The sequence below is a fragment of the Dechloromonas sp. HYN0024 genome (assembly GCF_003441615.1).
Classification (GTDB): domain Bacteria; phylum Pseudomonadota; class Gammaproteobacteria; order Burkholderiales; family Rhodocyclaceae; genus Azonexus.
Map to the genome: position 1 here is coordinate 558,225 of NZ_CP031842.1, position 11,776 is coordinate 570,000.

Annotated in this window: 12 protein-coding genes, 2 tRNA genes and 2 rRNA genes (1 of these 16 running past the window's edge); 13 read left to right on the top strand and 3 right to left on the bottom strand. The window is 55.9% G+C overall.

The features are described from left to right. Position 1 precedes the first annotated feature (1 nt). On the top strand, positions 2 to 1,360 hold the full coding sequence (gene ffh, locus HYN24_RS02780; protein ID WP_117607861.1) for a signal recognition particle protein: 1,359 nt from the start codon (positions 2 to 4) through the stop codon (positions 1,358 to 1,360). Here ffh and HYN24_RS02785 read toward each other — a convergent pair whose 3' ends face one another. Both HYN24_RS02785 and HYN24_RS02790 read right to left on the bottom strand, forming a co-directional pair. Then, positions 1,361 to 1,969 (bottom strand): lytic transglycosylase domain-containing protein, encoded by a 609-nt coding sequence (locus HYN24_RS02785; protein ID WP_117607862.1) that lies wholly within the window; start codon positions 1,967 to 1,969, stop codon positions 1,361 to 1,363. Further along, positions 1,957 to 3,687 carry a proline--tRNA ligase gene (locus HYN24_RS02790; RefSeq protein ID WP_117607863.1) on the bottom strand — a complete coding sequence of 577 codons (1,731 nt, stop codon included), beginning with the start codon at positions 3,685 to 3,687 and terminating at the stop codon, positions 1,957 to 1,959. Before HYN24_RS02790 ends, HYN24_RS02785 begins: the two co-directional genes overlap by 13 nt. A 112-nt stretch (positions 3,688 to 3,799) precedes the next feature. On the opposite strand from HYN24_RS02790, the gene HYN24_RS02795 reads away from it, so the two are divergent. From HYN24_RS02795 to coq7, 3 genes are read left to right on the top strand one after another with little or no spacing between them, the layout of a single operon-like run. Next, positions 3,800 to 4,348, top strand: a complete 549-nt coding sequence (locus HYN24_RS02795) for an RNA pyrophosphohydrolase (RefSeq protein WP_117607864.1) — start codon at positions 3,800 to 3,802, stop codon at positions 4,346 to 4,348. A gap of 2 nt (positions 4,349 to 4,350) precedes the next feature. After that, positions 4,351 to 4,866 carry a CNP1-like family protein gene (locus HYN24_RS02800; RefSeq protein WP_117607865.1) on the top strand — a complete coding sequence of 172 codons (516 nt, stop codon included), beginning with the start codon at positions 4,351 to 4,353 and terminating at the stop codon, positions 4,864 to 4,866. A gap of 4 nt (positions 4,867 to 4,870) precedes the next feature. Further along, complete coding sequence (gene coq7, locus HYN24_RS02805) at positions 4,871 to 5,494, top strand: 2-polyprenyl-3-methyl-6-methoxy-1,4-benzoquinone monooxygenase (protein WP_117607866.1); 624 nt, start codon at positions 4,871 to 4,873, stop codon at positions 5,492 to 5,494. Positions 5,495 to 5,511: 17 nt separating this feature from the next. Here coq7 and HYN24_RS02810 read toward each other — a convergent pair whose 3' ends face one another. After that, positions 5,512 to 5,940, bottom strand: a complete 429-nt coding sequence (locus HYN24_RS02810; protein WP_117607867.1) for an OsmC family protein — start codon at positions 5,938 to 5,940, stop codon at positions 5,512 to 5,514. Positions 5,941 to 6,438: 498 nt separating this feature from the next. On the opposite strand from HYN24_RS02810, the gene rplM reads away from it, so the two are divergent. The 9 genes from rplM to HYN24_RS02855 all read left to right on the top strand — a co-directional run. Beyond that, positions 6,439 to 6,867 carry a 50S ribosomal protein L13 gene (gene rplM, locus HYN24_RS02815; protein ID WP_117607868.1) on the top strand — a complete coding sequence of 143 codons (429 nt, stop codon included), beginning with the start codon at positions 6,439 to 6,441 and terminating at the stop codon, positions 6,865 to 6,867. Positions 6,868 to 6,876: 9 nt separating this feature from the next. Beyond that, positions 6,877 to 7,269 carry a 30S ribosomal protein S9 gene (gene rpsI, locus HYN24_RS02820; RefSeq protein ID WP_117607869.1) on the top strand — a complete coding sequence of 131 codons (393 nt, stop codon included), beginning with the start codon at positions 6,877 to 6,879 and terminating at the stop codon, positions 7,267 to 7,269. A gap of 250 nt (positions 7,270 to 7,519) precedes the next feature. Next, positions 7,520 to 8,161 (top strand): DUF6776 family protein, encoded by a 642-nt coding sequence (locus HYN24_RS02825; protein ID WP_162888574.1) that lies wholly within the window; start codon positions 7,520 to 7,522, stop codon positions 8,159 to 8,161. 11 nt (positions 8,162 to 8,172) lie between these two features. Beyond that, positions 8,173 to 8,574, top strand: a complete 402-nt coding sequence (locus tag HYN24_RS02830) for a polymer-forming cytoskeletal protein (protein ID WP_117607871.1) — start codon at positions 8,173 to 8,175, stop codon at positions 8,572 to 8,574. 65 nt (positions 8,575 to 8,639) lie between these two features. Next, positions 8,640 to 8,990, top strand: a complete 351-nt coding sequence (gene erpA, locus HYN24_RS02835; protein WP_117607872.1) for an iron-sulfur cluster insertion protein ErpA — start codon at positions 8,640 to 8,642, stop codon at positions 8,988 to 8,990. 540 nt (positions 8,991 to 9,530) lie between these two features. Beyond that, a 16S ribosomal RNA gene (locus HYN24_RS02840) occupies positions 9,531 to 11,066 on the top strand. Positions 11,067 to 11,126: 60 nt separating this feature from the next. Beyond that, a tRNA-Ile gene (locus HYN24_RS02845) sits at positions 11,127 to 11,203 on the top strand. Between the two features lie 12 nt (positions 11,204 to 11,215). Next, a tRNA-Ala gene (locus HYN24_RS02850) sits at positions 11,216 to 11,291 on the top strand. A 204-nt stretch (positions 11,292 to 11,495) separates the two neighbouring features. Continuing rightward, a 23S ribosomal RNA gene (locus tag HYN24_RS02855) occupies positions 11,496 to 11,776 on the top strand (it continues 2,601 nt past the right edge of the window). Together the 16S and 23S rRNA genes with 2 tRNA genes alongside form the textbook arrangement of a ribosomal RNA operon.

The following is an 11,776-nucleotide window of genomic DNA, read 5'->3' on the forward strand; positions in this document are numbered from 1 at the left end:
CATGCTCGATAACCTGACCAATCGCCTTGCTCGCGTCATGAAGACGCTCAAGGGCGAAGCTCGCCTGACCGAAGCCAACATTTCCGATGCCTTGCGCGAAGTGCGTATGGCCCTTCTGGAGGCCGATGTGGCCTTGCCGGTGGTCAAGGATTTTATCGCGGCGGTCAAGGAAAAGGCCGTCGGCGAGGCGGTCATCGGTTCGCTGAGTCCCGGTCAGGCTCTGATTGGCGTTGTCCACGCCGAACTGACCAAGATCATGGGCGATGCCCATGAGGGGATCAATTTCAATACGCAGCCGCCGGCCATTGTGCTGATGGCTGGTTTGCAGGGCGCTGGCAAGACAACGACGGTCGGCAAACTAGGTAAGTTTCTCAAGGAAAACCATAAGAAGAAGGTGCTGGTGGTCTCCTGTGACGTCTATCGTCCGGCCGCTATCGAGCAGTTGAAGTCAGTCGCCGGGCAGGCCGGGGTTGATTTCTTCCCGTCAACTGTCGGCGAGAAGCCTGAGGCGATTGCTCTGGCCGCTGTCGACTGGGCCAAGCGCCATTATCATGATGTTCTGCTTGTCGATACGGCTGGTCGTCTGGCCGTCGATGAGGAAATGATGGCCGAAATCAAGCGGCTGCATGCGGCGATCAATCCGATTGAAACACTGTTCGTCGTCGACGCCATGCTTGGTCAGGATGCGGTCAATACCGCCAAGTCCTTCAACGAGGCCTTGCCGCTGACCGGGGTCGTGCTGACCAAGCTGGACGGTGACGCGCGTGGTGGTGCAGCCCTGTCGGTGCGCCACATTACCGGCAAGCCGATCAAGTTCTCCGGGGTTGGCGAAAAGTTGACCGGTCTCGAGGCTTTCCATCCTGAGCGGATGGCCTCGCGCATCCTCGGCATGGGTGACGTGCTCTCGCTGATCGAGGATGCCAGGAAGGGGCTGGATGAAGAGAAGGCCATGGCCTTCGCCAAGAAGCTCAAATCCGGCAAGGGTTTCGACCTCAATGACTTCAAGGAGCAGATCGCCCAGATGCGCAACATGGGCGGGCTGTCGGCGATGATGGACAAGATGCCGGCGCAGATTGCCCAGATGGCCGGGCAGATGCCAGCTGGTGCCGAGAACAAGATGGTTGGCCGGGTTGAGGGCATCATCAATTCCATGACGCCGCTTGAGCGGTCCAAGCCGGAACTGATCAAGGCCAGCCGCAAGCGCCGCATTGCAATGGGGGCGGGCGTTCAGGTGCAGGAAGTCAATCGCCTGCTCAATCAGTTCGAGCAATCGCAGAAAATGATGAAGATGATGAGCAAGGGCGGCATCGGCAAGCTGATGCGCGGCATGAAAGGCATGCTGCCCGGCATGGGCCGCTGATCAGGGGTTCAGCGTCAGGCGGGCCGGGCTGTCGTAGTGCCACTGGTTCTGCCAGGCGGCGCGAACCATGTTGGGGTATTCCGGCTTGCCCAGGCTGCCGTTATAGCGGCCTAGGGCGCGGAAGAGATCGCCTTTTTCGATATCCAGATAGTGGCGCAGGATAGTGCACCCATAGCGCAAGCTGGTGCGCAGGTCGAATAGCGAGTCATCCGTCCGGCCGATCAGTTTGACCCAGAACGGCATGACCTGCATATAGCCGCGTGCCCCAGCCGAGGATACGGCGTATTTGCGGAAGCCGGACTCGACCTGGATCACGCCGAGCACCAGTTGCGGGTCAAGCCCGGCCCGTGTCGCTTCGTAATGCACGCTGCGTAGCAGGTCGATGCGGTAGTCCCGGTTGGGGATGCGCTTTTCCAGACGACGCGACATTTCACCGAGCCAGTCCGCGGCTTCCATCGGATTCTTGAACGAACTGACCGTCGGTCGGGAGTCTGAGACGGCCTTGTGCAACGCAGCCTGGACGCTGGCCGAAAGTGGTTCATATTTTTGCGCGCCGGCGTAGGCCGCCGACGCGCCAAACAAACAAAGGGCCGCAATCAGGCGGCGCACAGTTTCCCTTGGAGGACACTCAGCGCATCGGCTTGGGCGATCATTGTTGCCTCGGCATCACGACGGCCCTTGTATTCGAGTTGGCCTTCCTTGAGGCCGCGTTCGCCAATTACAACGCGATGCGGAATACCGATCAGTTCCATGTCGGCGAACATGACCCCGGGGCGCTCGTTGCGGTCATCCAGGAGGACATCGATGCCCGCTGCCTTCATTTCACCGTACAGTTGGTCGGCCGCCGCTTTGACGGCTTCGCTCTTGTGGTAGCCCATGGGGACGAGGCAAACCTCGAAGGGGGCGATGGCTGGGGGCAGGATGATGCCCTTGTCGTCATTGCCCTGTTCGATCGCAGCGCCGACGATGCGGGAGACCCCAATACCGTAGCAGCCCATTTCCATGATCTGGCTCTTGCCGCTTTCGTCAAGGTAGGCGCAGTTCAGCGCCTCGGCGTATTTCTGGCGGAGTTGGAAGATGTGGCCGACTTCAATGCCGCGCAGGATTTCCAGCGCGCCTTTGCCATCGGGTGACGGATCGCCGGCGACGACATTCCGGATGTCGGCGACCTCTGCCTCGGGCAGGTCGCGACCAAAATTGACGCCGCTCAGGTGGAAGCCGGCCTCGTTGGCGCCACAAACGAAATCGCTCATCGCGGCAACGCTGCGGTCGGCAAAAACCGCGACTTTTTCACGGTCAATGGCACAAGGGCCGATATAACCTGGCTTGCAACCCAGGTGTTCCTCGACTTCGGCTTCCGTAGCGAAGCGGAAGGGGGTGATTGCGGCAATCTTGCTGGCCTTGATTTCATTCAGTTCATGGTCGCCGCGCAGAAGCAGAAGCGCAAAGCACGAGCTGCCATCTTCCTTCTCGCTGAAAACGGCAATTGATTTGACTATTTTTTCGAGTGATACACCGAGGCATTCGGCCACGTCGGCGCAAGCCATCTTGCCCGGCGTGGCGACCTTGGTCCTGGCCTGCGTGGCAGCGCCGCGCTGTACCGTCGGGGCGACGGCTTCGGCCAGTTCGACGTTGGCGGCGTAGCCGGAGTCGGGGCAGAACGCGATGTCGTCCTCGCCGGAGTCGGCCAAAACATGGAATTCATGCGAGCCGGTACCGCCGATCGAGCCGGTATCGGCGGCCACGGCGCGGAAGCGGAGACCCAGGCGGGTGAAGATGCGGCTGTAGGTGTCGTACATGTTGCCGTATTCACGCTTCAGGTCGTCGAACGAGGCATGGAAGGAGTAACCGTCCTTCATCAGGAACTCACGGCCGCGCATGACGCCGAAACGCGGGCGGATTTCGTCGCGGAACTTGGTCTGCACCTGATAGAGGTGGATGGGCAACTGACGATAGCTCTTAACGTCGCGGCGCACCACGTCGGTGATGACTTCCTCGTGCGTCGGGCCGATAACGAATTCACGCTGGTGGCGATCCTTGAAGCGCAGCAGTTCCGGGCCGTATTGTTCCCAGCGCCCGGACTCTTGCCACAGTTCGGCCGGTTGCACGGCGGGCATGAGCAGTTCGAGTGCGCCAGCCGCGTTCATCTCTTCGCGGACGATGTTTTCAACCTTGCGCAGGACGCGCAGGCCCAGTGGCATCCAGGTATAAATGCCGGCTGCAGCGCGTTTGATATAGCCGGCGCGGAGCATCATTTTCTGGCTGATAACTTCGGCGTCGGCCGGGGCTTCCTTGAGAGTGGTAAAAAAGAACTGCGAAGTGCGCATGGGATGCTCTTGAATTCGTTGCGAAACCTCGATTTTACACGGTCCGGCTTCTTTGCATGCGGGCACCGTTTGTGAAAGAATCCGGGTAACTATTAATTTTTTCAGGATTTTTATGCTCGACCGCGAAGGCTATCGCCCGAACGTCGGCATCATTCTTTGTAACGCCAAGAACGAGGTTTTCTGGGGTAAGCGCATTCGGGAGCATTCCTGGCAGTTTCCGCAAGGTGGCATCAAACGCGGCGAAACGCCCGAAGAAGCCATGTTCCGTGAGCTGCACGAAGAGGTCGGGCTGATGCCCGAGCATGTGCGTATCCTTGGGCGAACCAAAGGCTGGTTGCGTTATGAAGTGCCGACACATTGGATCAAGCGCGAATGGCGCGGGTCCTACAAGGGCCAGAAACAGATCTGGTTCCTGCTTCGTCTGGTGGGGCGTGACTCTGATGTCAGTCTGCGCGCCACCAACAAGCCGGAATTCGACGCCTGGCGCTGGAATGACTACTGGATTCCGCTCGATGCGGTGATCGAGTTCAAGCGCACCGTTTACGAACAGGCGCTCAATGAGCTTGTCCGTTTCATCGACTTCGACCGAAAAGGGGCGAAGCAGCGGCGGTTTGTTGGTGATGCGTTGGATTCAGAAGCGCCTTCGGTGCACGAGGATTAAACATGTCGTTGTTTTGTAAAGGTTCTCTCCTGCTGCTTTCGCTGCTCGCTTCGGCCTCGGTCATGGCCGATTTCGAGGAGGATTATGAAAGCAAGCAGTGGCAGGAAATGGAAGTCCAACTGCCAGCAGCGCCCCGGCAGGAAAGTCTCCTGCCCTTCTATGTCAGCGCGGCGACGGAGAACCGGTTTTTTGTCGATGGGGCAACCATCAGTGTCGGCAAGGACGGTGTTGTCCGTTACGTTCTCGTCATTCTGGCACCGGAAGGCGGTCGCAACGTGACCTTTGAGGGGATGCGTTGCGAGTCCCGCGAGCGTCGTATCTATGCTGCGGGGCGCGTGGACGGTAGCTGGTCGAAAGCGCGGAAAAATGAATGGGTGCGCATTCAGGATGCTTACGCCAATCGCCATCATGCGGCACTATTCCTCGACTATTTCTGTCCCATCGGGAATATTGTCCAGAATGCCGCCGAGGCGCGGAATGCGCTGAAGCAGGGCGGTCATCCGGATAACAAACACTAACGCCATGTCTCCGGATCAACTTATTCTCGAATTCGATCGCGCCCTGCGTACCGTACTGGCACCGGCGCGCAGCGTACGTCCGACGCCTGGTGATAACTTGCCGGATGCGGATCTAGATGACGAGCAGCGGCGTCATGTGGTCGGCCTGATGCGGGTCAATCACTGTGGCGAGATTTGTGCCCAGGCACTCTATCAGGGCCAGGCGCTGACGTCGCGGGATCCGGAAATTCGCGATGCCCTGCGTGGTGCTGCGGATGAGGAAACCGAGCATCTCGCCTGGACGGAGCAGCGGATTGGCGAACTGGGTGGCCGCAAGAGTGTGCTCAATCCGCTCCTCTATCTCGGGTCTCTATCGCTCGGGCTGGCCGCGGGCGCGCTCGGGGACAAGTGGAATCTTGGCTTTCTGGCCGAGACCGAGCGGCAGGTCGAGGCGCATCTGGACGGACATTTACTCAGCTTGCCTGAGGCGGATGCACGTTCCCGGGCGATCGTCGACCAGATGCGTCTGGACGAAATCCAGCATGCGGAGACGGCGATTGATTATGGTGCGGCTGAACTGCCTGTGCCGGTCAAGGTGGCAATGAAAATGGCGGCCAAAGTAATGACCGGGGCCGCCTACCGCATCTGATTCCCGGTGAGGCGCGCTCAGGCTTCCTCGATTATTTCGAAATCGTAGGTAATCTCGGCGGTCTTGCCGATCATGATCGATGCCGAGCAATACTTGTCTTTCGATAACTCAATGGCCCGCGCAACAGCATCGGGCTTGAGTTGCTTGCCCTTGACCCGGTAGTGAAAGTGGATGTGGGTAAAGATCTTGGGGTCGGTGTCGGCCCGCTCGGCTTTCATGCTGACATCGCAGCCGCTTACCGCGTGGCGGCCCTTCTTGAGGATCAATACGACATCAAAGGCCGTGCAGCCACCGGTGCCTGCCAGCACCATTTCCATTGGTCGGAGACCAATATTTCTTCCTCCGGCTTCGACAGCGCCATCCATAACCACGGCGTGGCCGCTGCCAGTCTCCGCAACAAACGACATTCCGGCGTCGTTACCCATCCATCTAACGGTGCATTCCATGTAGGTCTCCTTGCAAGACCGCGAATTCTAACGGATGTGATTCGTTCGGGCTTGCCTTGACAAAATGCTGCGTTGCAACAAAATACCCTGATGTATCGTGCTGACCGGGCGCCACAAAAAATTTTCGCATTGGTTAAATATATCTGTACAGACATAACAATCGTATTTGTATCAATAGATTAATAGTCATTAATAAATACTATATGTATATTTGTTTTTTAATTGTGCGTCGCACAAATAGTTCTTGCCCGCGAGTGGCTATTGGTGGAGAATGCAAAGCGTACGAACTGTAGTGACTTAACAGCGATGGGTTCTTCAGTTCAGATTTGTCTCCTCCACCCTCCTCCTTTGGTGTGGATTTAACGCGACTCTCCGAGTCGCGTTTTTTTTGTCTATTGGTTGAATAAACGGAAAAGCATTGACACCTCCTGCAGGAGTCGACTAGAATCCGCGCCTTTCTCCAATCCGCGCCCAAATTTTTCAGGACGGCACACTTATATGAAAACGTTTTCCGCCAAGCCACATGAGGTGAAGCGCGAGTGGTTTGTGGTAGACGCCACAGACAAGGTGCTCGGCCGCCTCGCCACCGAAATTGCTCGCCGCCTTCGTGGCAAGCACAAGGCTATCTATACGCCCCACGTTGATACCGGCGATTTCATCGTCGTCACCAATGTCGAAAAGCTTACCGTCACCGGTAACAAGGCTGAAGATAAGAAGTACTACCGCCACTCCGGTTATCCGGGCGGTATCTACGAAACCAACTTCAAGAAAATGCAGCAGCGTTTCCCGGGCCGCGCCCTCGAAACCGCCGTCAAGGGCATGCTGCCGAAGGGTCCGCTGGGTTACGCAATGCTGAAGAAGCTTAAGTGCTACGCAGGCGAACAGCATCCTCACACTGCCCAGCAGCCCAAGGCTCTGGAAATCTAAGGGGTTATCATGGCTGAAGCTTATTTTTACGGTACCGGTCGTCGCAAGAGCGCCGTTGCCCGTGTCTTCATGAAGCGTGGCTCTGGTGCCATCGTGGTCAACGGCAAGCCGGTTGATCAATTCTTCTCCCGCGAAACCGGCCGCATGATCGTGCGTCAGCCGTTGGCTCTGGTTGAGCAGCTGAGCGGTTTTGATATCAAGGTGAATGTTATCGGCGGTGGTGAGTCTGGCCAGGCTGGTGCGGTTCGCCACGGTATTACCCGCGCATTGATCGAATACGATGCAGCATTGAAGCCTGCACTTTCCAAGGCTGGCTTCGTGACTCGCGATGCCCGTGAAGTTGAGCGTAAGAAAGTCGGCTTCCACAAGGCCCGTCGCCGCAAGCAGTTCTCGAAGCGTTAATTCGCTTTGCGCAGGAAAAGCCGCCTTTGGGCGGCTTTTTTGTTTTTGGGGTGGGGGGTATCATGCGTCCTCGCTTGGAGGGTCTGGCCATGTTCAAGTTTTTCTGTATCGAAGCAACGGGATGTCCTGAATCTCCCCGTGAAGGGTGCCTGGATTGATACCTGTGCCAGCGGTGACACTGAAACTGAGGCGGTTTCGGCGCCGATTCGGGATAGCGGCGCCGAAGGTAGTTGTACGAAGTCATCTCCCGGTGCTGTGGATCGTTCTGCCGGCGGTGTTGTTGGCGCTATTGCTGGGGGCAATCGGGTGGTTGCTCGCTCAGCGCAGTGAGGCGGGGGCGTTGGGCCGGGAAATGGAGGCGCTCCAGCATCAGCTACAGATTCAGCGTGAAGAGTTGAACATCCTGCGGTCTACCGCCGGGACGGGTAAGAATGCGGCGAATATCGAGCGGGCAACCCAGTTGCAGTTGCTTGGAAAAATTCAGAGCCTTGAGGCACAAAATGCTGCGCTCAAGGAAGACATTCTGTTGTTTGAGCGTTTGATTCCGGTGGCGGGCGAAGCGGCGTCCGTCCGGGTCGAATCTTTTCGCGTGGCTCAGGAGGCGCACGGTCGATTTCACTATCGGCTACTTCTTGCATTTCAGCCCGACAAGCAAAATACGGAATTTCGCGGGCGTCTGCAGCTGGTTATCAACTATGTCCTGGCCGGTAGCAAGATACAGTTGGTTTTGCCGGACAAGCCAGAGGGGCTTCCCCAGTATCAGCTCGAAATAAAGCACTTTCTACGTCGCGAAGGGGTGTTTGATTTGCCAGGCGGGGCGGTGTTGCAGGACATCGAGGCGCGAGTTCTGCAGGGTGATACACTAAAGTCCAAACGGATAGCGCAACGCTAGGAGTACACCAGATGTTCGGAAAAAAAGACGAGAGCAAGCCTTTGGGCCGGATAGATAGTTTGATTGGCGCGGGTACTCGCGTCGAGGGTAGTGTTTATTTCACGGGCGGCTTGCGCATTGATGGCGAGGTCAAAGGCAGTATTGTGGCAGTTGAAGGTGCATCTTCGTCAATGCTCGTCCTCAGCGAGCATGCGCGCGTTGAGGGGGCTATTAACGTGGCGCACATGGTCACCAATGGAACGGTGGTCGGTCCGGTGTCTGTTGCCCAATCAATCGAGATGCAGTCCAAGGCGCGTATCACGGGTGATGTCGAGTACGCCGTGATTGAAATGCACCAGGGGGCGGTCATCGAAGGGCGTCTTTTGCACGCGGCGGGTAAACCGGTGGAACTTAAATTGGCGACTTCTGCCTAACAGCATTGACCGTGATATCGCCGGCTCGCATAATCACGCACGAAATTTTATCTGGAGTTCTCCTCATGAATGCAGTTACCGAAATCACTACGCCGTTTGTGTTTACCGACAGTGCCGCTGGCAAGGTCAAGGAATTGATCGAAGAAGAAGGTAATCCGGATCTCAAGTTGCGGGTGTTTGTTACTGGTGGTGGCTGTTCTGGCTTTCAGTATGGCTTCACGTTTGACGAAGAGGTCAATGAAGACGACACGACCATGGAAAAGAATGGCGTTACCCTTTTGATCGACCCGATGAGCTATCAGTATCTCGTTGGCGCCGAAATTGATTACAGCGAAGGTCTGGAAGGGTCGCAGTTTGTAATCCGTAATCCGAATGCAACATCTACCTGCGGTTGCGGATCCTCGTTTTCCGCCTGACTGTTTGTGGTTCCCAAAAAAGCGGCGAAAGCCGCTTTTTTTACGTCCGCAAAAATTTTCGTGTGTATTTGGTTGGTCAGCCAGGCTGCTTCAAGCGTCCGGAGAGTTCAGATATGTCGAATTTCCAGAAGTTCTCTATGAAGTAATGGTCTGATTTGTAGGGGTTCCTTGAGAGAGGATGGTGTTATTTTCAAATTAGTGTTGACGGTGTGTTTTTAATCGGTAGAATGCGCACCTCTCCTGCGGTGCCGGGCGTTTTCGGCGGTTGTAGGGGAGTCAGGCGGTGCAAGAAATTTTGCAGAATAGCTTGACGGGGAGTTGGGATTGGTTCATAATCTTGCCTCTCTGCTGCAGACGAAGCGAAAGCGACGGCGCGGTGAAGTGAATGATCTTTAACAATTTGGACAACCGATAGGTGTGGGTGCCTTGATGCGTAAGCGACGCAAGTCGCAAAAAGTATTATGGCAATCACACGGATAGAGAAATCTATTGAAGTAATGAGAATTACTGTCAGTGAATTGTGAGTTGTTTTGTTGGATTGAACTGAAGAGTTTGATCCTGGCTCAGATTGAACGCTGGCGGCATGCCTTACACATGCAAGTCGAACGGCAGCACGGGGCAACCTGGTGGCGAGTGGCGAACGGGTGAGTAATGTATCGGAACGTACCTTTCAGTGGGGGATAACGTAGCGAAAGTTACGCTAATACCGCATATTCTGTGAGCAGGAAAGCAGGGGATCGCAAGACCTTGCGCTGATTGAGCGGCCGATATCAGATTAGCTAGTTGGTGAGGTAAAGGCTCACCAAGGCGACGATCTGTAGCGGGTCTGAGAGGATGATCCGCCACACTGGAACTGAGACACGGTCCAGACTCCTACGGGAGGCAGCAGTGGGGAATTTTGGACAATGGGCGCAAGCCTGATCCAGCCATGCCGCGTGAGTGAAGAAGGCCTTCGGGTTGTAAAGCTCTTTCAGCCGGGAAGAAAACGCATGGGTTAATACCCTGTGTGGATGACGGTACCGGAATAAGAAGCACCGGCTAACTACGTGCCAGCAGCCGCGGTAATACGTAGGGTGCGAGCGTTAATCGGAATTACTGGGCGTAAAGCGTGCGCAGGCGGTTTTGTAAGACAGGCGTGAAATCCCCGGGCTCAACCTGGGAACTGCGTTTGTGACTGCAAGGCTAGAGTATGGCAGAGGGGGGTGGAATTCCACGTGTAGCAGTGAAATGCGTAGAGATGTGGAGGAACACCGATGGCGAAGGCAGCCCCCTGGGCCAATACTGACGCTCATGCACGAAAGCGTGGGTAGCAAACAGGATTAGATACCCTGGTAGTCCACGCCCTAAACGATGTCAACTAGGTGTTGGGTGGGTAAAACCATTTAGTACCGGAGCTAACGCGTGAAGTTGACCGCCTGGGGAGTACGGCCGCAAGGTTAAAACTCAAAGGAATTGACGGGGACCCGCACAAGCGGTGGATGATGTGGATTAATTCGATGCAACGCGAAAAACCTTACCTACCCTTGACATGTCCAGGAGCCTGAAGAGATTTGGGTGTGCTCGAAAGAGAACTGGAACACAGGTGCTGCATGGCTGTCGTCAGCTCGTGTCGTGAGATGTTGGGTTAAGTCCCGCAACGAGCGCAACCCTTGTCGTTAATTGCCATCATTTAGTTGGGCACTTTAACGAGACTGCCGGTGACAAACCGGAGGAAGGTGGGGATGACGTCAAGTCCTCATGGCCCTTATGGGTAGGGCTTCACACGTCATACAATGGTCGGTACAAAGGGTTGCCAAGCCGCGAGGTGGAGCTAATCCCAGAAAGCCGATCGTAGTCCGGATCGTAGGCTGCAACTCGCCTGCGTGAAGTCGGAATCGCTAGTAATCGTGGATCAGCATGTCACGGTGAATACGTTCCCGGGTCTTGTACACACCGCCCGTCACACCATGGGAGCGGGTTCCGCCAGAAGTAGGTAGCCTAACCGCAAGGGGGGCGCTTACCACGGCGGGGTTCGTGACTGGGGTGAAGTCGTAACAAGGTAGCCGTAGGGGAACCTGCGGCTGGATCACCTCCTTTCTAGAGAAGCATCTGTGGCACCCACAACCTATCGGTTGTTCATGAGTAGCAAACAGACGAGGGTCTGTAGCTCAGTCGGTTAGAGCACCGTCTTGATAAGGCGGGGGTCGTTGGTTCGATTCCAACCAGACCCACCAACGTCAAATCAAGGGGGATTAGCTCAGCTGGGAGAGCACCTGCTTTGCAAGCAGGGGGTCAACGGTTCGATCCCGTTATCCTCCACCAAAACCCAAAGATAAGCAGTGGTGTTTATCTTTGGCTTTTGAGCAATCAATTGCTACGTTCTTTAACAAAATGGAAGAAGGTTGTGTTGCGGCGCTGATGAGGCGTTGGCAACACGTTGTGATTGCATCTGTAATGTCTTCGGACGATACAGCACAAATATGAGTTGCCTGTAGCCTGCTCTCGCAAGAGAGTACAAGGTTATAGGATCAAGCGAATAAGTGCATGTGGTGGATGCCTTGGCGATCACAGGCGATGAAGGACGTGCAAGCCTGCGAAAAGCTACGGGGAGCTGGCAATGAAGCTTTGATCCGTAGATATCCGAATGGGGAAACCCACTCAGCAATGAGTATCCCTTACTGAATACATAGGTAAGGGAGGCGAACCCGGTGAACTGAAACATCTAAGTAGCCGGAGGAAAATAAATCAACCGAGATTCCCCAAGTAGTGGCGAGCGAACGGGGAGCAGCCTGCTAGTGATAGCGGAA